Consider the following 19,373-nt stretch of genomic DNA (forward strand, 5'->3'; position numbering starts at 1 on the left):
GTAAAATCTGCCACGGATTGCTGCTTGGCAAATCTCTGAAAGGGGCAGATGTCGCAGCTGAACTGACCAGGATCTGCTTAATCGAAGGATGTTTTCCAGAACGTATTCAGTGCGACAATGGCAGTGAATTTATCTCGAAGGAAATGGATTTGTGGGCTTACACAAATAGGGTTACTTTAGACTTTTCAAGACCCGGGAAACCAACCGATAATCCGTATGTTGAATCATTTAACGGAAAATTCCGAGACGAATGCCTTTCAGTCAATTGGTTCTTATCGCTGGACGACGCCCGAGAAAAAATCGAGGACTTTCGGTGGGAATACAACCACTTCAGGCCTCACAGCGCGCTGAATGATTTAACCCCAAAGGAATTTGTTAATTTACATCAAGAAACATCGAAAACTCTACTTTCAACCGTCTGAATACCTGGGAGGACGTCAAAAACATCGAAAACTCTACTTTCAACCGTCTGAATACCTGGGAGGACGTCAAATGGATCATTATATTTATAGGTATTACTTGCCACCACGTTTAGAGGCGTAGCTGTAAATATTTGGAATACTGCTTGTGAATTTTGGCTCTGTTCCTGTAAATTGTCATTTTGAAGATTTTCGGTTACAAATTATTGAAGTGCAAATTTTGCAGTCGCATGAACAGTAGAGATGACGGGCAAATGATGGAGTTGATCCTCGCTGTTGCCCGTAGCGATGCCCGGATAAGAGCAGTAATACAGGATGGGTCGCGCTCGAATCCATCCGTGCATAAAGATATTTTCCAGGATTTCGATATAATTTACATCGTGAAAAATTTGCATCCTTCTGTAAAAGACCATCGTTGGGTAGACGTATTTGGCAAACGTATGATTATGCAGATGCCGGAGGACATGGAACTATACCCGCCAGACGAAAGCATAAAAGGTGGTTTTTCATATTTGCTGCAATTCATGGACGGCAATCGCATTGATCTGACGTTGGTGCCGTTAAAGCATTTCAGGCGATTTACAGAAGACGGCCTTTGCAAGTTACTGTTGGATAAAGATGGCCTGTTCGAGGATGAACCTTTTCCCCCGGCAAGCGAACGTGACTACCTGATCAAAGCTCCTAGGGCCGGTCTTTCGCCGATTGCTGTAACGAGTTCTGGTATACCAATTCGGGTTTGGCAAAAGGATTGTGGCGCCAGGAAATGGTGTTGGTGAAAGAGTTATTCCATAGGGTCATTCACGAGGCGCTCATGCAGATGACTGAATGGTACATCGAAAGTCGTCATGGTGTGGTAAATGCATGCAAGTTTGGTAAACATTACGAACGTTACCTGAAACCGGAAATCTATGAGCAGTTTTTGACCATTTATGTGTCGGCAGACTGGGAAAGTAACTGGCGCCGCATGTATGCGACGATTGACCTGTTCAGAAAAATTGCCCGGTCTAATTCAAATACTTCTTATAATAGGAGGCTTTCGAGTAATATCCCAAGTTCTCATAGAAGTTTTTAGCACCATAAGTCGCAAGTGATATCAGCTGGCATCCTCTCTGTCGACAAATACTTTCAAACTCGGACATCAGGGTGGATCCGAATTGCATCCCTCTATTTCGGGCATTAACAACAATCTCGTCGATGTACGCGACTTTGCCACTCGCGTAAATAGCATTATGGCAATATCCGGACAGATAGCCTACTACCGTTTCATGTTCGGTAACAACGTACAGGAAATGATGTTCATCATTGATGTAATTTTGAAGGTTGTCAGCGATATATTGCTCAGATATCTTAATTGAGTCGCTTAATTGGTTTGCCAGCTCAAAAATATAAGGAAGGTCTTCGAGGCGTGCAGGCCTAACGTTCGTTGATTGATCCATTGAAAAATGGGAATTGAAGTATTCCCAACTAAAAGTTCGATAATCCTCCAATATACAGATACAGTATTGACTCTGCAAAACGTTCCGGGGATTTTCGACAGTAGGACTGGTTGCTAGGAGCTGAACAGTTAATGAAAGCAAATAGCGAAATTAGTGGGGTGGCGACCGGAGGGTGCAAGATAGCCAAAGTGGGTGTATTATTGCTTCCGGAAATTTTGGTGATGGACTATTTAAAACGGGTGCTTAAAATTTCATATCTTCTTGTTATACCGCAGATACCGGTCTTTGTGCTTCTTTCAGACGGGAAAGTTCAAGCTCCGCTAATGATTTTCCCTTTTCCAGGTGGTGTGTATATTGCTGGTAATATTTTACCATTTCCTTCAGGTCGGATATCGTACTAAGGTCTCTTGTGGTGTTGACTGTACAACTTTTTCCAGATAGATAGGACATTAAGTCTACGGGGTCTAATTCCAATGCAGCTGCCAATCTGGTGAAATTTCTGATTGATGGCGATGATTTATCATGTTCCCAATCCAGGTATGTGCTGTGGGACACGCCAATCCTTTCTGCAACATAACGGGAGGAGATTCTGTGAGTGTCGCGAAATTTGCGCAGCAGGGTTCCGATATTCATAAACAGTTAAGTGAATTGTTAAGAAAGAGTGAGAAAATATGTACGAGCATTATAGCCTCCAAATTTAGTTAAATATTCTACTAGAATCGTTCAAATTTGGTCGGATTTTCATCTCAAATTGGACGAGATTTGTACTTTTTTTTCTGATTGTTGGAAATAGATTTGCAAAACAGATTCGATGTACTGAGAATGGTTCACCACAGACATCATCGAATTCAGTATACGCAAATTGGTTTTATTTACTTCAAATGAATCTATTCGATCGATTTCTCAGTACGGAAAATAAGAAAACAGCTTTCCTTGTTATAGTTGTCAACTTTTTGTGTTATGCGATATCGTTTGGGCAAGCCAGTGTAAAGGGGATTGTTAGAGATTCGAAAGATTCTATCATCGTTGGAGCAAGTGTGTTGATTATGAAATCGATAGACTCTACGCTGGTAAAAGGGGCTGTTACGTCGCAATCGGGGCTGTTTGTTTTTGATAATATTCTTCCAGGAGGATATTTTATTCAGATTCAAATGGTTGGATTTAAAAGGAAATATTTGTCGGAATTTGATATACGTTCTTTAAGTGATGCAAAGGATTTTGGGTTTTTGACTTTGGAAGAAGAGGTGAATACATTAACTGAGGTTTCGGTCAAAAAGGAAAAGGTTTTCGTAGAACAATTGGGAGATCGGTTGCTTATCAATCTGGATGGGAAATCAACTTCGAAAGGAGGGACAGTGTTGGACCTTTTGCAAGTAATGCCAGGCGTGTCGACCAGTAAACAGAATAATGCTATTTTTCTCAATGGTAAGGAGGGGGTACTCATCATGATAAACGGGAGACCCACCCGACTCCCTATGACAGCAATTTTTGAAATGCTTAACGGAATGAGTCCCGACCAGGTGGATAAAATAGAACTGATTTCTATTCCGCCTGTAAAATATGCTGCGGAGGGAAGTGCCGGGATTATCAACATCATGACAAAAGGGTATAAGAATGAAGGGAAATCTGTGTCAATAAATCTAAGCACAGGTTATGGTGCAGGATTCAAAGGGGCAGGAGGGGTTGCGGGAAATGCAAAAATAGGCCGAGTTGACTTGTTTGGCGAGTATTCATATTCCTATAATGATACCTACCAGTATTTTACGAATCGACGCGTAGTAAAAGTAGCCGACATAGAGACGGGAATATTTAACCAGAGCCGGAGGGAGCCTTCAATATCAAACCAAAATTTTCGTGGAGGCATGGATTATGCGATGTCGTCTAAAATAACACTTGGTGGCGTAATGTCGGGCTATCGGAATAAATGGAAGATGGGGGCCGAAAATGAGACAGATGTAGTTAGCTCAATCGCGGATTCGTCAAGGCATATAAGGACTCTGACCCAGGAAACGAATCTTTGGGGTCACTTAATGGGGAGTGTGTATGGCGACTACAAGATTAATGATCAGGAAAAATTGAGCATCAGTTCAGACTATCTGTACTATAAGAACGACAATCCTACTGACTACAACATTCTTCACGCTTGGAAGCCAGACGGCGATATTTTTTTAGATCAGAAGCTCAATGTGAAAAAGAACACCCCTATCAACATGTGGGTTTGGCAAATCGACTATGCGAAGAATATCGGTAAAAAGATGCGCATGGAAATAGGTGTAAATTCCGCTTCCGCCCGGCTATCGAATGATGTAAATGTTCAAGATAATAACAAAGGTAGTTGGGAGGCTAATAGCGCACTTTCCGAGAAGTATTCGTTGAACGAGCATATACAGGCAATTTACGGATCGTTGAATGTTAATATCAAGGGAGGGAAAATCGTTGCAGGTATACGGTACGAACATACCGATACAGAATTGAGTACAGCGTCGAAAACCGGTATGGTGGATAGGAATTTCGGCAATTTTTTTCCTAATTTTTCGATATCTAAGGAAATAAATTCCGATAATATACTTCAATTTTCCTATGGACGAAGGATCGCGCGGCCATCTTATACTGACCTTGCGCCATTCATCATCTACTTCGATCCTTATACACTGAGTACGGGAAATATACGTCTCAAATCTGCGATCACGGATGCGGTCAATGTAGATTACTCCTATAAGCAAAATTTATTTTCTTTCAGGTACAGTTATGACAACAACGCGATTTCAAGATTTCAGCCACAAAATATCGAAAATACAAATCAGCAACTTAATGCTTCCATAAATTTGAAATATAAACGGATTTATTCGTTGTCTGCTTCCGTCCCGGTTTCAGTAACTAATTTTTGGGAAATACAGAACTCGCTGGTCGGAAGTTATCAGGAAATTGAAACAAGTCATTTGAAACGGCCAGTTTTACTTCGTCAATATTCGTTCCGATACAGTCTTAACAATAGCATTAAATTGTCAAAAGGGTTCTCGGTAGAAATATCAGGATTTTACCAATCTCCTTTTATTCTTGGTGTTTCAAGACAAAAGTCGCTGAGTACTATTAATTTGGGGTTTTCTAAAATTATTGGAAAAGGAAGTCTTGGATTTTCATATAGCGATCCATTTAGAAAGAATTATGATCGAGAATTTGTCTTTATGCCGGAACACAATTTAGATATTGACATTTCTTATAAGTATGAGTTTAGAGTTGTGAAGTTGACATATTCTTATGTTTTTGGGAAATCGAACAGAAGCAATCGGGGCAGTAGTTCCGAAAACATGAGGAAGAGGTTAGAATAGTGAGTTTGTGGAATTTCATCGTAACTCCTTCCTGATATTAATTTTGGCGAAAATGAATACTACCATTGTGATACCATGCTATAATGAGGAGCGACGTCTTCCGGTGGATAAGTTTAGAAACTATATCTCTGTTAACTCTAAGAAATTTATCTTTGTTAATGATGGAAGTAAAGATTGCACCAATGAGCTTCTTCAAGATATCCGACGCGAATTTCCCGAGAAAATCGAAGTAATCAAAAATGTAGTGAACCTTGGTAAGTCCGGGGCTGTACGTGAAGGAATAAATCACGCATTGCAAAAGGGGAAATGTGATTTGATAGGCTTTATGGATGCCGACTTGTCTACATCTCTTGAAGAGATCGATGACTTCCTGGATGTATTTGACCGGCGAAGGCAAATTGATTTCGTGTTCGGTTCCAGAATTGCAAAGATAGGGTCAGTAATCGACAGACGCCCTGTTCGGCACTACCTGGGAAGGGTAAACGCGACAATTGTAAGTGTCTATTTACAAAAGCAGATCTACGATTCTCAGTGTGGGGCCAAGTTTTTCAGAAGTCCTGTTGCCCGCAAGGTATTCAAGGAAAAGTTTATTTCGAAGTGGCTTTTTGATGTTGAGATTTTTAAACGAATTGAATTGTCGGGGGGAGAGATTGACAAGTGTTCATTGGAACTTCCATTACACAGATGGGTGGAGAAGGGCGACTCCAAGATTTCGATGATGGATGTTTTGCGACTTCCAGTGGAATATTTTAGAATAATAAATCATTATCGGTGTGAACGGAATGTTTATGGATGTTTATAGCATAAAACCTAAAAAGGAGAGGAAATTTACTGTTCGTAACTGGATATTGGGGACGGCTGGCTTTATTTTCCTTGTTTTTGTTATTGTTTTTTGGGTTGCTCCGACAATCAGATCGCGATCTAATTTTGGTTTGCTTGGGGTGGAAGCGCCTGTTATTCAAGTGGATGGTGTGAAGTTTCGCGACTTGAACAAGAACGGGCTATTGGATGTGTATGAAGACTCGAGGCAGCCCGTGGAGCGGAGGGTCGACGACCTTCTCGGGCAGATGTCGCTTGACGAAAAAGCCGGGATGATGTATATACCGTTGGTAGCCATGAATAAAGATGGGAGTTATGGCGAAATGCCGGATTTAACCAATCCACTAACATTGGTGCACCATACGAATTCGGAGACAGTTGCAAGGCTTAGGATCAATCACCTGTTACTTTATGATTATGCTCCTCCTTCGGCCATAGCCAGATGGAATGATAATATCCAGAAGATGGCTGAACGAACCAGATTGGGGATTCCCGTTACGATAGGTGCAAATTCGCTGAATATGGCGGTTGACTATCCAGGGTCGAATATTTACATGGGAAGTGTTTCGCACTGGCCATTTCCAATAGGAATGGCGGCAGCCCGCGATACGGCGTTGATGAGAACTTTCGGGGAAATGGCGCGGCAGGAGTATCTGGCGATGGGGATAAGACTGAATCTGAACCCGCTGGCCGACCTGGCAACAGAACCCCGTTGGGGGAAAGTCAACAGTACATTTGGAGAGGACGCGGTGCTTAGTGCTCAATTGGTACGCGCTTATATCCAAGGGTTTCAGGGGGATAGTGTTTGCGTCAATAGCGTAGCATGTATGGTAAAGCACTTCCCCGGCGGAGGACCGCTGGAGAACGGAGAAGATTCACACTTCCCTTATGGCAAATTCCAGGTTTATCCGGGCGGTCAGTTCGATTACCATCTGATCCCCTTCAAAGCAGCGTTTGCGGTCAATGTATCACGGGTGATGCCCTATTACAGTATTCCACAGGAAAAAGGCTTTCAAAAGGTGGGGTTTGCTTTTAACAAGTCGATCATTAGTGGTTTGTTACAAGAGAGGCTAGGTTTTAAAGGCATCGTATGTACGGATTGGAACTTGATTGAGCAGCAAAAAGTATTGGGTGTCATGCCGTTGGACCCCCCGAAGAGTTGGGGTGTTGAGGGCCTGACAGATTTGGAGAAGACCAGAATGATTATCGATGCAGGATGTGATCAGTTTGGAGGAGAAGATTCGCCTGAACTGATAGTCGAATTGGTAAAGAAAAAGATGATTTCAGAAGAACGTATAAATATATCCGTTAGGAAATTGTTGAGGGAGAAGTTCAAGCTTGGCCTTTTTGACAATCCCTATGTGTCGGACTATTCGAAGACGGATCAAACAGTAGGGCAGAAGCGTTTTGTCGAGGCTGGAAAGGTGGCACAGCGAAAGTCACTGGTGCTACTGAAAAATGGCCTTATGAGTGGGCAGCGTATTCTGCCGATCCGGAAACGTCTGAAAGTGTATAGCGAGAATATAGATCGTGCACAACTTGCGAAATATGGGGAGGTAACCGAAAATCTGGAAGACGCCGACCTGGCGATCCTGAAACTGGACGCGCCCTTTGAGCCAAGAAATAAATACCTTCTGGAATTGTATTATCGTCAGGGGAGTTTGGCTTATTCTGGTGATGAAAGGGGCAGGTTAATAAAGATAATGAGAACAAAGCCTACGGTGTTGTGCATGTTTCTGGATCGGCCTGCGGTAATTCCCGAAATCGTAAAGGAAAGCCGCGGTTTTATCGCACAGTTCGGTATTGAAGACGGGCCATTGTTAGATGTTGTATTTGGCGTTCATAAGCCTACAGGTAAACTTCCTTTCGAAATGCCGGCATCACTTGAAGCAGTTGAACAACAAAAAGAAGATACTCCATACGATTCCGAACAGCCGCTATTCCCATTTGGTTTTGGCCTTTCATATGAACCGAATTCAATTTCCCAAAAATAGCTTGCGGTCAATGGTTTTGAAACGTTTAGACTTACTTATTATAAAAGGACAAATTATTCTTATTTTATGACAGCTATCAAACATCAATTGCAGGCTTTTCAGGAGAAGTTGAACGCCAATCAGCAAATAGGAAAGCTCATTAATAATTGGAGCCCCAATATTATCATCAAAGCGCTGAATTCCGATGAGCAGTACACCATGTTTGTTGCTGACGGAAAAATATCCCACATCGAGAACGGACTATTCGAATCAGCGCATGAGATTACTATTGAAGGAGACAGCGACATTCTGCTGAAAGTTTTTTCCGGTACGACAAATCCGGCAGAAGCGGTGTTGGATGGTGAATTATTTGTTTATGGTGGTGATCAGGACCAGATTAAACTGGATGCTCTTACACTTGTGATCTGGGGCATGTGATGAAAAACTTCAAAGAGATACTCTTCTACATATCCGTGTGCATTGGCCTCTCCATTTCAACCACGGCCTTTGCTGTAATTTCGGGATTGTTTAAAAATGTAACGGGATTCTGGGCAGTCATTACGTTGCTGTTAGCCGGTACTTTTTGCCTTGTTATTTCCAATTCAGTGGCAGTCCTTGCGAGTATTTATCCAACGGCTCCGGGCATACGAACTTATCTTAAGAAAGCTTTCGGCGACAAAGTCTCTCTTTTTTTTGTCTTCCTATACTTGTCTTTTATAGTTATGGTTGGGAGTGTTGAGAGCTATATGTTCAGTGTTGTGCTAAAATATTTTGTACCGGGAGTACCGTCTATTTTGGTGATTTTCTGCATTCTAGCCTTCGTGGTATCTGTCAACTGTTACGGGATAGAGTTGCCGAGAGGATTACAGATGTTCTCGACATACGTCCTGTTTGCGGGACTAGCTATCCTGAGTATTGCGGGTATTATCAATGCTCAGAATATAATAGAGGCGTTCAGGACCTCGGCTGCCGAGGTGGAACAATGGACAAAAGTTCCTGGTTCGGTCGGAATGGCCATATTTCTGTTTGTTGGTTTTGAGTGGGTGACGCCTATGGGTTTTGGTGCCGGATCATACAAATGGAAAATACCGCTGTCTATGCCTCTTGCCATATTACTTAACATGCTTTTGTACACCGGCTTTGCATTCGGCCTGCACTTGACGCTTACGCAGGAAGTTATTGCTGCGGGGACGACACCGCAAATTCTCTTTGCAGTCGAGACCTTTGGTACTACGGGGGCTTACGCCGGGTTGCTATTGTCGGCCCTAGCCATTATCTCCACATTTAATGCCGGTGTGATGGGCGGAGCGAGGTTTATTTTCGCCCTGGGCAGGGAAGGGAATCTGCCTAAATGGACCACCAAAATTTCATTAACTACCGGTGTGCCTGTCGGCGCTATAATTACCCTCGGAAGCGTCGTTTTTATTTGTTCTTTTTTTGTGGTGAGTTTTGGACTGGAGCTAACCTTTGCAGTAGTCGGATCTGCGATCATTTGCTTCGTGTATGCGATGTTGATGCTCGCGTTAATCAGGTTGAACATTGAGCAGAAGAGGAGTGACCTGCTGTTTAAATCTAAAATATCCAGGCCTGTTCAATGGTTTTTTGTAGCGTTGCTGCCCATTCTCGGAATACTCTCACTATTCTCGATTCCCGGAATTTATGCTTCGGCAGTAGTCTGCTTTGTTTTAGTCATAGTGGCTGCATCAATTTTTGTGAAACTGGTCGGCTTTAAAAAGGAGAAGAGGCTGGTCAGTAGCGGTCAGTAGAGATTTTGAAGATTTTTATTTTCCACCTTTCCGTCTGTGTTCGTTATGCGACGGGATAGGTTTCCGGTCTGGAAATGGCAGGTGGTATGCGTGTGCATTGGCTAAGAAATTACCTTATATCAGAACTAAACGTATGAAAACGCTGCTGATTGACAACTACGATTCGTACTCCCATATTTTAGCTGATTACATCTGGCGGTGTAGTGACGCGAAGCCCATCGTGGTTAAAAATGATTCACTTTCATTAGAAGAGATCAAGTATCTGGAATTCGACAACATTGTTATTTCGCCAGGGCCAGGTCATCCGGATAAGCAGGAGGATTTCGGGGTGTGCAGGGAATTGATGAACTATTTTAGCGACGTACCCATTTTGGGCGTTTGTCTCGGACACCAGGGAATGGGATCAGTTTTCGGGTTAAAAGTCAAACATGCTCCTTCGGTGATGCATGGGAAATACTCTGACGTCCTACTCGCGGAGAACGAGCTATTCAATGGTATGAAACAGGCGATCAAGGTAGTGAGGTATCATTCACTTATCCTCGAAGACGATGTGTCTAATAGTTGCGTCGAGGTGATAGCCCGGGTCCGTGAAACGGGTGATATAATGGGTATTAAGATCAAGGATCGCCCATACTATGGCGTGCAGTTTCACCCCGAATCGGTGGGAACGGAAGATGGGCTTAAAATTATCAGTAATTTCATTGAGATATGCAAGCAAACCGGAAATGCGATTCGGAGAGATAAGGAAGGGAAAGATAACATGTTTGTGTTTACGGAAATCGCAACAAAGCTTGATTGCGAGCAGATTTTTACCAGGCTATACAAAGATCTGAAGTATGCTTTTTGGCTGGATTCAAGCCAGTTGGGGTTAAACGGGTCCTATTCTATCCTGGGCACGAGCGACTATATCATCGAATGCGACAAGGATAATAATACTGTTGTACATAGAGATCCTGCAAGCGGGGAGTTTCAAAGGGCTGTTTCATTTGGGGAGGATCCTTTTGACCTGCTTAACAGGAATCTTCAAAAGTCAGTAAACGTGCCTGCGGATTTTCCTTTTTCTTTCGTTGGAGGGCTGCTTGGATTTTTTAGCTACGAAGCAAAGCGTTGGACGAGCTACGGGGAGTCTAGCTTTCCAAAAGGGGAAAGGTCGAGAGACATTGTTTTTATGCGAGTGGAAGAATTCCTCCTGGTGGATCATGTAACCGGACGAACTTTTGCATGCAGTATCGAATGCGGATCCGGACAACATGCAGGCTATGCAAGCGCCATTCAGGAAGTTTTGCAGGAAGCGCAAATCTCTTTTGAGAAGTATAAAGTGCTCGCAAAAAGTGGCAGGGGGAACCTCGTTGACCCTGAGGAGGTGGAGGTTAGGATGAAATTTTCGCAGCAGGAATACAAGCACAAAATCGAGCAGGTGTTCGAAGAGTTGCGGAACGGCGAAAGTTACGAAGTTTGTCTCACGAATTACTTCGAAGCAAACGTTTCTGTCGATCCGTATATGCTATACCGTGTGCTTCGGTTGGTTAATCCCGCACCCTTCAGCGCATATTTGAGATTTGGAAGTGACGCGATACTTTCTTCGTCCCCGGAACGGTTCATAAGCCTCGATGCAAGCAGACGAATAGTTTGCGAACCGATTAAAGGAACGCGGAAAAGAGGGAGTACCACATGGGAGAATGAGCTGATAAAGGAAGAATTGTTAAGTAGTGAAAAGGATCATGCCGAATTGCTGATGATTACCGATCTTATCCGTAACGACCTTGCGAAGGTCAGTAAAAGAGGGTCGGTTGAGGTTACAAAGCTGGTAAGGGCTACCGAATATGCCACTGTAATTCAGCTATCTTCCGTTATCCAGTCTGAATTCTGTGAGAACAGGAGCATCATCGATTTGTTCAAGAATGTATTCCCGGGAGGGTCGATCACCGGAGCCCCTAAAATGAGGACTTGTGAAATTATAGATCGCCTTGAAGAGCGTGAACGAGGCGTGTACACCGGTTGTATTGGCTATTTCTCTTATAACGATACAATGGATTTCAATATAGCAATCCGCACCATTGAATATAAAAACGGCCGAGTGTCTTTCGGAAGCGGCGGAGCGATCATCATCGATTCTGACCCGGAGGCCGAATTTCAGGAAATCCTGACAAAAGCATACGCAATGATTAAGGCCATTAACCTTGCAGAGCATGGACGCTTCGAAAATCATGAATTAGTCCGGGAAATGTCGGAGGTTGAAGATTACGAGATGGTTACGCGCAACAATTGAATGAATTGCTAAACTCGACTATACAACCATGTGTACTGGAAGTAACCCTGTTTGTCCTAACCGATGTTGCTTGGGCTGTAACGTCAAAACTCAACATAACGCCTGTCAAGAAGCCTTACAAGGGGAACATAACAATAATGTAACTATGACGAATGTATCAGAACAACGCCTGATGGCTAAGGAATTACTAAGTGAATTTCAAATAACATCGCTGGAAAATTTACCCTTCCGACGACTTACCAATGATTATGAGAAGGAAGTTCCGTTAGATTTACTTTGTCAGTCTTTGCATGTAAGTAATCGGGCAGGAACAAACGCGAGGCTTCTGATGGGAAAAGGACAGTCCAGCTATTATCTGCATACAAATGAAACAATCATGGCGGAGATAGAGGCTGTTTTAAAGATCGGGATCGAAAAAGTGTTTTTACAAATAATTGCTTCAGACGAGAATCTATCGACTGCGGAAAAAATAGACGACTGCCGGAAGGTGATTGAGAAGGTTCGGGGTACTTTTGGCAACGATCTCGTGATTATGACCGATCCGCAGGGAGTTTGCTTCCGCGAGGACTTGAGGTGGGGAGTGAGTACCAACGAGAAAGAGATCGATGCGGAACGTACGCTGGATGTACTGATTCATACCGCAAGTAGCTTCGCCGATGCCGGAATCAATGCATTTATTACGATTGGCAGGGTGAATCATGAAGTAAAGGCAGTGAGGGAAGCATACAATCGGTTGTACCCAGGGGTGGATGTTTATTCTTTCTCAACGAATTCGGAAACTTCGAATGCCTATATTCAGGAAACAAAATATGATCCTGGCCTGGCTTTGACAGGGCAAAAAATACTGGTAGGGAATAAGCATGAAATGATCCTGAGAGCGCTTATCGACGTTGCAGAGGGCACACAAATGATGCTGCAAAAGCCAATCGAAAGTTTTCATTTAGTAGAATATATTCGTTGCCTGATCGAAGAGGAAATTGCTCTGGAAAGCTTTCTGTCGAAACCTGTGGTGAAAAGACTGATAGAGGATAACAATTTGGCGGGAGATCTGTTTGTGGATACTTCAAGTTTGCTTTCAAACCTTAAAAAGGTGAAGCTGGGTGCCTACGAAGTATCCGGAACTTATATGATTTATAAAATGCTGGAAGAAAATCCATCCGTCTCCGAAAAGTTGATTTTCTCGCTACTGGATGAAATGTATAAGGGCTTTTGTTCCGCAGCCGGAAACTCGCTTGGGCTGTTGGTAGGAAGGAACATGAGCTGGTATGCCAGACTGGCTAAGGAGTATAAATAATCTTACCACAATTGACTGCCTGATATGAAGGACTTTTCGAAGGGACCATATTGCCTGATCCAAAAACAAGATGATGAATGTGTTTTATTGTTGAGGGGGAAAATGACCGAACTGGACAGTTTGGATCAAATTAAGAGATCTAGAAATAATAACACTGGCGAGACTATTTACTCCTCAATAAGTATTGTCCCTTTCTCGCAAGCCAGAGAGAAAGGTTACCCGGTAGTTGATGAAGGAGAGAAAATCTATTCCATCAATATCGAGGATACCGTAGAGATATTTACTCAGAATCTTTTCGATAAGATTGAATCGATGGAAATTTCGATCCGTTCGGAGATGAAATCTAACTATACTGAGCAGGAGTACGAAAACCTTGTCAGTAATATTATTGAGAACGAAATTAAGAATGGTGAGGGGTGTAACTTTGTGATACCCAGAAGATTTGATGGTTTTGTTGACGACTTTGATGGAAGAAAGGCACTAAGCGTATTTAAGTCTTTACTGAAAAGGGACTACGGAACATATTGGAAATTCTTGTTTTTTACTGGCGAGAAATATTTTATTGGATCCACGCCAGAAAGACATATTGAAATTTCGAAAGGGAAAGTGAAGATGAATCCGATCAGCGGCACTTTTAGAAAGACAAAAAAGTATGATCGGAGAAAGCATTTTAAAGATGACCTGATCGGATTTCTGAGAGATGCAAAAGAGGTGAACGAACTCTTCATGGTGCTTGACGAGGAGCTCAAAATGATGACGAAAATGTGCAGCAAGGGAGGGAGTGTGTCTGGTCCGTTATTGAAGGAAATGTCGAGACTTATCCATACCGAATACCTTTTGGTCGGAGAAAGTAACAAGGATATTATCGATCTGCTTAGGGAGTCAATGTTTGCTGCTACTGTGACAGGGAGCCCGATCCGCAATGCTTTCGATGTAATTAAGAAATATGAGCCTGCTTCGAGAGGCTACTATGGATCGGCGATCGTGTTGGTTGGCGCTGACGAGGAGGGCCAGGAATTTCTCGATTCTCCTATTCTCATTAGGACGTTGGAAATACAAAAAGATGGACACTTCTCTGCGCAAGTAGGAGCGACTCTTGTCCGCGACTCAATTCCGGCGAACGAACTGGACGAAACGAGATACAAGCTTGGTGCAGTGATGGATAGTTTGCTGAACAGCAGCCCCAAAGACACTAATGATCGCTTGATTCCTCTTGTTCTGAATGATGATGATATACATTATATTCTGAATGAGCGGAACCAAAACCTTTCGAATTTCTGGTTTCGTTCCCAAGGCAGCGTAGCACACTCGGCATCATTGTCAGGAACGAGTATAGTGATAATCGACAATGACGACGATTTCGTTCATATGCTCGCTCATATGTTTAATCAATTGGGGGCTTCATCACGAATTGTGCCGTACAATGAATTTTCGTTGGAACGGGAACCCGCTGATCTGTATGTGGTTGGTCCAGGTCCCGGCAATCCAAATGACCTGACAAGTGACAAGATATCATCTAATCTCAGGCATATCGAAGCGTTGGTGAAACAGCAAAAAAAGATGCTCTGTATCTGTCTGGGCCATCAAATTCTTAGCAAATACATTGGACTGGATGTGGTAAGAAAGGATATCCCTTCGCAAGGAGTACAAAAAGAGATTACGTTATTTGGTGAAAGGGAGATTGTCGGATTCTATAACACATTTGTGCCAATAAAAAGCAGATACCTCTCGGGCGTTGAATTTTCGCTCGAAACAAATTCGGATGAAGTGTTGGCTATGCAAAGTGAAAATTGGCGAAGCTTTCAATTCCATCCGGAATCTATTCTTACAAAAAATGGAATAGATATCCTCAAGAGATCCGTCACGCAATTGCTGTGTAAACACATGATCCTACCGGAATCCGGTGATCTGGTTGCTGAAAATTTTGTCATACAAGCTGTTAGAAATCACAATGTCGAATAATTTGTTTGTCTCCAATATTGCATATAGAACCGGAAGGCCGTTTCCCATCAGTTCTATTGACGGGCCGTTTGAGGAAACCATATCTATCCTGGAAAGTACCGGTTTAAACTGCTATTGTAAATCGGATATTTCTGTCACTGACATGGCACGCGCATGTGTCGAGGAGACTTTGAGTAAAGGTAGCTTTGATCCCGGAGATTTTGGAGTACTGTTATATGCTGCCAATAATCTGACACTCAGGTCTTCTGATTTAGTCTACCCTGAATTTGATCGCATTCTTCGCGACTTTAATTTAACAAAAGCATATGTGCATGGCACGTTTATGTCAAATTGTGCCAACCTCGCCAGTGCATTGCAAATAGGAAGGGCTTTATTGGCTACGTCGGAACTGCCTCATATTGTGATTGTCCTTTCAGACCGGATTGAAAACAGTGCCGATCGATTTATGAACTCAGCGGAGTCGATACTGAGCGATGGTGCCGTATCCTTTGTCCTAAGTCGCGAAAAAGGGGAGTTTAAGTTAAAAGACCTTACATTGAGAAATGACCTTGAATATCTCAGCAAGACATATGATATCATATCATACTTTAAGAAGAACACCGATCATATGAAAGAGATTTGGAAAGTTATTTCGCCGGAAAGAAAATTTGAAAAAGTGTTCTTTCCAAATTATAGCTTGCTCGCGCAGCGAGGCTTTAAATCGCAACTTGGATTAACTTCCGATCAACTTTATCTGGAAAACCTGAGCAAGCTGGGGCATGTATTCGCCTGTGACGTGTTTATCAATTTTGTAGATTATTTAAAAAGCAGGAACTCCGATGGCCGTGATTCATTCGCGTTCTTCACGATCGGTAACTACCGGTGGGGCTCGTTTGTTTTGGAGCCTTAGTTGGGTGGATAGTTCTTTGATGTATAGAATAATGTGGATGCTGATATTTACCCCCAAAGCACAATGAATTTATGGAAAATCTGTTCAGAAACATCGCCTGTAATCATTATAATTCAATTACATTTAAATGCTTGGATGGGAGTTTTTCGAAGAAGAGTTACGCGGAGCTGTATGGTGATCTCAGAATATTGCTTACGAACGAAAACTTCGCCCCAACAGGAGGGGGGCAGTCTGCGGCATTAATTATAGGAAGGCCATCTTATCAATGGTTGTTGGCGGCTATTGCCTGCATGTATACGAAGCGGACCATCATCGCGTTGCCGGAAGGTTTAAGTGAGCAGGATATAGAGGATAATCTTTTGTTTTCGGACCTGTCGTTCGATCTCGTTTTTGCCGATAAGGAATTGGCGGATAGCAGGGCCTTTACGGGTGTTCGCACGATTCTGCTCAATACCGCTGATACGCCTGTTATGCGTGATCCGGCAACGGAATTGCACAGTATCGAGCCCGAGAATCCATTTGTAGATATCATCGCGTTCTCATCTGGCACAACCGCATCCAGGACCTTGAAGGCATTTCACCTCTATGGAGACAGGATCATGAATCATATTGGCGGCTATGTCAGGAACTTCAACCTCACCCGCGATGACAATTGGGTTGTTTGTCACTCTTTCTCCCATATTGTACATTTTGAATACGCATTGGGCGGGTTGATTTTTGGCTATAATGTAAGCTTGATTGATCCGATTGATCTGGTATTGAGAGGAAAGCAATTTAATCCGTCGGCTCTTGTTACCGTCCCCGGAATATATGAGCAGATTTATGAGCAGATCCGGCGGAAAATAAGGACGGATAACAAAAAAATGACCCTGCTCGCCGAAGCGGAGAACGACACCTATACAGAGCAGAACTTACGAAAGTGGGTCAATGTGCTTCAACAAGAGTGCGCAGAATGTAAAGAATACCTTGGAGGCAAGCTGAAAGTGATGATCATCGGAGCTGCCCCCAGCAGACTCAACTTAAAGAAAATGTTTCAGTTTCTGGGCTATCCGATCTTTGAGGGATATGGTATGACGGAGATCGGTATGATAAGTTGCAATGTGCCCGGGGCGGAAAAGTTAGGGACGGTCGGGATAGCATTTGAGGGGATTAGTCTGAATTTGGCGGATGATAATGTGTTGTTGGTAAAGTCGGAATTCCGGTGCGCAGACAAGTATTTGCATGAGCAAGCCAATTCGGACACTTTTATTGGTAATGGCTGGATAAACACCGGTGATTTTGCTTCCATTGACCATGAGAAATTTGTAACTATTGAAGGGCGGAAAAAGGAGGTCATCATATCCGATAGGGGGAAGAATATTATACCGGAAAGGATTGAAGAAAGGATCGCTGAAATTGGGGGAGTGGAGCATTGCCTGGTTTACGGGGACAACAAACCTTATCTGATTGCCCTGGTGTTTGTGAAAACACTTGAGACATTCGATCAGGGATACCTTGAAAGCGCGCTTACAAAGATAAATGAGACGCTTCCACAGCATGAGAAAGTAATCGATTTCCTGTTGTTACGGAACGAACTTTCGGAGGAGAATCAGATGATTACAAGATCGCATAAAATCAGACGAAAAATGGTGTATGGGCGATATCAGGAAGAGATCGAGGGCTTGTATCAAATGGTGAAATAGTATGCTTTCGGTGTGTCTCAATTATGTATGCGCAGCTATGCCGCCTCCATTTGAACTAGCCGGTCTAAGATAAGTTTACCATTATTTTTATTAGAAATATGTTCGTAGATAAAGAAAAAGCTTCTTTTTCGAAAGGGGTGAATTATGGCGGCCTGAACTTCGGAATTGCAAATAGTGAGCAGGAAAGAATTCGGATTTTCAATTCGAGGTTAGACTTGTGCGAAGCGCAATTTCCTTACTTGCTGAATTACGAAAATGTTTATCCCGCAATGGATGAATTTGATGACTGTTCAATTCTATTTTATCTGGCGTCCGGGGAGCAGGTAATCGGTAGTTGCAGAGTTACTCCTTTTTCGAACAACTCATGGGAAATTTCGAAGCATTTGCCGGATGATTTTTACTTCCATTTTGACGCCTCTACGTACGTACAGGTAAACAGGGTGTATGTGCATAAAGATTTTCGTAACATGGGATTACACGCCTTTATGTTCTATCACTTGTCCGTGTGGGTTATGGCACATACCGGTTTTTCCAGGTTTTTTGCCATATGCAATTCCCGTCACGTCAAGCTCTACTGCAAACTAGGTGCGGAGCTGGTGTCCGCGCAGGAGATCTACCTTAAACACCGGAGAATCGAGCCGTATTATCTTATTGAAGGTGACATTGAAAAAGCAAAATTAACAATTGAAAACAAATACCTTTATGGAACAAATGCTGATTGAAGAAGGAACGCGATTCCTGGAATTGAAAGATAAACGCGATGCACAATGGGCACGCATTGCCGAATCTGCCGAATGGTTTAAGTATACACTTGGCGGGGACTACGACAGGCGATTTTACGCCATTTATTTAATCGAGACCTATCACTACGTCAAACACAATCCAAAGCACCAGGCTTTGGTCGCAACACGTATGGATGAAATGCCTGTGCACTACATGAAGTTCTGTTACGAACATGCAGAGGAAGAGACTGGCCATGAATTAATGGCTTTTCATGACCTGCTTAATCTGGGCGTTAGCATCGAGGCGAAGGATCTCCCTGCGCCCCTGGCTTCAACGCAGATCCTGATCAGCTACCTGTATAATATCTCGGAAACAGGTAATCCGTTAAGAAGATTAGGGTACAGTTTCTGGGCAGAGGATTCTTACCAATACATCCAGTCGGTGTTGGGCATGCTTACGAAGACCTTGTCGCTTACGAACAAGCATACTTCTTTCCTGGTGTCGCATTCAACCATAGACCAAAAGCATTCTCAGGAAATTGAAGAAATGCTCAATAAGTTTTGTCAAACCGATGAGGATTGGGAGAGTATCGGCGAAGTATTGGAAATAACCCTTCGCTTACAATCGGATATGATGAACCAGGTTGTTGACGAGTATGACAAACTAATTAACGGTGCCCCAAGCAGATATTCATTCTTGAACACCTATCTGGCTTAGGGACGGACGAAAGTTCAGCTTCATTACGGATATTCGGGGGACTGGCGTGGTTGCCAGTCCCCTCTGAAATGAACTGGTGGTGTCCAATATCTTGA

At 43.0% G+C, this 19,373-nt stretch carries 17 protein-coding genes; 15 read left to right on the plus strand and 2 right to left on the minus strand.

Annotated elements, in window-relative coordinates:
• From H144_RS0129405 to H144_RS35270, 3 genes are all read left to right on the plus strand, one after another.
• Positions 1-422: integrase core domain-containing protein (locus tag H144_RS0129405; protein ID WP_019945718.1), on the plus strand; the 422-nt coding region annotated here is incomplete at its 5' end.
• Positions 423-649: 227 nt separating this feature from the next.
• The gene (locus tag H144_RS35265; RefSeq protein ID WP_051100213.1) at positions 650-1,195 is read left to right on the plus strand and encodes an aminoglycoside 6-adenylyltransferase; all 546 of its coding nucleotides are present in this window, start codon (positions 650-652) and stop codon (positions 1,193-1,195) included.
• Entirely contained in the window at positions 1,168-1,491 is a 324-nt protein-coding gene (locus H144_RS35270) for an aminoglycoside 6-adenylyltransferase (RefSeq protein ID WP_510185779.1), read from the plus strand. Before H144_RS35265 ends, H144_RS35270 begins: the two co-directional genes overlap by 28 nt.
• Here H144_RS35270 and H144_RS33620 read toward each other — a convergent pair.
• Positions 1,424-1,855 (minus strand): GNAT family N-acetyltransferase, encoded by a 432-nt coding sequence (locus H144_RS33620; protein ID WP_019945719.1) that lies wholly within the window; start codon positions 1,853-1,855, stop codon positions 1,424-1,426. The genes H144_RS35270 and H144_RS33620 overlap by 68 nt on opposite strands.
• Positions 1,856-2,119: 264 nt before the next feature.
• Entirely contained in the window at positions 2,120-2,488 is a 369-nt protein-coding gene (locus H144_RS34120) for a helix-turn-helix domain-containing protein (protein ID WP_084600050.1), read from the minus strand.
• A 248-nt stretch (positions 2,489-2,736) separates the two neighbouring features.
• On the opposite strand from H144_RS34120, the gene H144_RS0129425 reads away from it, so the two are divergent.
• The 12 genes from H144_RS0129425 (at position 2,737) to H144_RS0129480 (ending at position 19,278) form a co-directional block, all read left to right on the plus strand.
• Complete coding sequence (locus tag H144_RS0129425; protein WP_019945721.1) at positions 2,737-5,184, plus strand: outer membrane beta-barrel family protein; 2,448 nt, start codon at positions 2,737-2,739, stop codon at positions 5,182-5,184.
• Positions 5,185-5,236: 52 nt separating this feature from the next.
• The gene (locus H144_RS32790; RefSeq protein WP_019945722.1) at positions 5,237-5,986 is read left to right on the plus strand and encodes a glycosyltransferase; all 750 of its coding nucleotides are present in this window, start codon (positions 5,237-5,239) and stop codon (positions 5,984-5,986) included.
• The gene (locus H144_RS0129435; protein ID WP_157505256.1) at positions 5,973-7,997 is read left to right on the plus strand and encodes a glycoside hydrolase family 3 protein; all 2,025 of its coding nucleotides are present in this window, start codon (positions 5,973-5,975) and stop codon (positions 7,995-7,997) included. The genes H144_RS32790 and H144_RS0129435 overlap by 14 nt, the downstream gene beginning before the upstream one ends.
• A gap of 66 nt (positions 7,998-8,063) precedes the next feature.
• On the plus strand, positions 8,064-8,414 hold the full coding sequence (locus tag H144_RS0129440; protein WP_019945724.1) for a hypothetical protein: 351 nt from the start codon (positions 8,064-8,066) through the stop codon (positions 8,412-8,414).
• The gene (locus tag H144_RS0129445) at positions 8,414-9,742 is read left to right on the plus strand and encodes an APC family permease (protein ID WP_019945725.1); all 1,329 of its coding nucleotides are present in this window, start codon (positions 8,414-8,416) and stop codon (positions 9,740-9,742) included. Before H144_RS0129440 ends, H144_RS0129445 begins: the two co-directional genes overlap by 1 nt.
• A gap of 133 nt (positions 9,743-9,875) precedes the next feature.
• Positions 9,876-12,011, plus strand: coding sequence for an aminodeoxychorismate synthase component I (pabB, locus tag H144_RS32795; protein WP_019945726.1), 2,136 nt, complete (start codon positions 9,876-9,878; stop codon positions 12,009-12,011).
• A 145-nt stretch (positions 12,012-12,156) separates the two neighbouring features.
• Entirely contained in the window at positions 12,157-13,305 is a 1,149-nt protein-coding gene (locus H144_RS0129455) for a porphobilinogen synthase (protein WP_169409444.1), read from the plus strand.
• Between the two features lie 24 nt (positions 13,306-13,329).
• Positions 13,330-15,267, plus strand: coding sequence for a chorismate-binding protein (locus H144_RS32800; RefSeq protein WP_019945728.1), 1,938 nt, complete (start codon positions 13,330-13,332; stop codon positions 15,265-15,267).
• Positions 15,257-16,156, plus strand: coding sequence for a hypothetical protein (locus H144_RS0129465; RefSeq protein ID WP_019945729.1), 900 nt, complete (start codon positions 15,257-15,259; stop codon positions 16,154-16,156). Before H144_RS32800 ends, H144_RS0129465 begins: the two co-directional genes overlap by 11 nt.
• Positions 16,157-16,227: 71 nt before the next feature.
• Positions 16,228-17,838 (plus strand): AMP-binding protein, encoded by a 1,611-nt coding sequence (locus H144_RS0129470; RefSeq protein WP_019945730.1) that lies wholly within the window; start codon positions 16,228-16,230, stop codon positions 17,836-17,838.
• A 98-nt stretch (positions 17,839-17,936) separates the two neighbouring features.
• A complete protein-coding gene (locus tag H144_RS0129475) occupies positions 17,937-18,560 on the plus strand; it encodes a GNAT family N-acetyltransferase (protein ID WP_019945731.1) in 624 nt (207 codons plus the stop codon).
• Positions 18,541-19,278, plus strand: coding sequence for an iron-containing redox enzyme family protein (locus tag H144_RS0129480; RefSeq protein ID WP_084600052.1), 738 nt, complete (start codon positions 18,541-18,543; stop codon positions 19,276-19,278). The genes H144_RS0129475 and H144_RS0129480 overlap by 20 nt, the downstream gene beginning before the upstream one ends.
• The last annotated feature ends 95 nt before the right edge of the window (positions 19,279-19,373 follow it).

The sequence above is a fragment of the Dyadobacter beijingensis DSM 21582 genome, assembly GCF_000382205.1.
In the GTDB taxonomy this organism is placed as follows: Bacteria; Bacteroidota; Bacteroidia; order Cytophagales; family Spirosomataceae; genus Dyadobacter; species Dyadobacter beijingensis.

Coding starts and splice junctions, on each gene's coding strand:
- H144_RS32800 (WP_019945728.1), top strand. CDS start 13,330: ATGAAGGACTTTTCGAAGGGACCATATTGCCTGATCCAAAAACAAGAT.
- H144_RS0129435 (WP_157505256.1), top strand. CDS start 5,973: ATGGATGTTTATAGCATAAAACCTAAAAAGGAGAGGAAATTTACTGTT.
- H144_RS0129480 (WP_084600052.1), top strand. CDS start 18,541: ATGGAACAAATGCTGATTGAAGAAGGAACGCGATTCCTGGAATTGAAA.
- H144_RS32790 (WP_019945722.1), top strand. CDS start 5,237: ATGAATACTACCATTGTGATACCATGCTATAATGAGGAGCGACGTCTT.
- H144_RS35265 (WP_051100213.1), top strand. CDS start 650: ATGAACAGTAGAGATGACGGGCAAATGATGGAGTTGATCCTCGCTGTT.
- pabB (WP_019945726.1), top strand. CDS start 9,876: ATGAAAACGCTGCTGATTGACAACTACGATTCGTACTCCCATATTTTA.
- H144_RS0129475 (WP_019945731.1), top strand. CDS start 17,937: ATGTTCGTAGATAAAGAAAAAGCTTCTTTTTCGAAAGGGGTGAATTAT.
- H144_RS0129440 (WP_019945724.1), top strand. CDS start 8,064: ATGACAGCTATCAAACATCAATTGCAGGCTTTTCAGGAGAAGTTGAAC.
- H144_RS0129445 (WP_019945725.1), top strand. CDS start 8,414: ATGAAAAACTTCAAAGAGATACTCTTCTACATATCCGTGTGCATTGGC.
- H144_RS0129455 (WP_169409444.1), top strand. CDS start 12,157: ATGACGAATGTATCAGAACAACGCCTGATGGCTAAGGAATTACTAAGT.
- H144_RS0129470 (WP_019945730.1), top strand. CDS start 16,228: ATGGAAAATCTGTTCAGAAACATCGCCTGTAATCATTATAATTCAATT.
- H144_RS34120 (WP_084600050.1), bottom strand. CDS start 2,488: ATGAATATCGGAACCCTGCTGCGCAAATTTCGCGACACTCACAGAATC.
- H144_RS33620 (WP_019945719.1), bottom strand. CDS start 1,855: ATGGATCAATCAACGAACGTTAGGCCTGCACGCCTCGAAGACCTTCCT.
- H144_RS0129425 (WP_019945721.1), top strand. CDS start 2,737: ATGAATCTATTCGATCGATTTCTCAGTACGGAAAATAAGAAAACAGCT.
- H144_RS0129465 (WP_019945729.1), top strand. CDS start 15,257: ATGTCGAATAATTTGTTTGTCTCCAATATTGCATATAGAACCGGAAGG.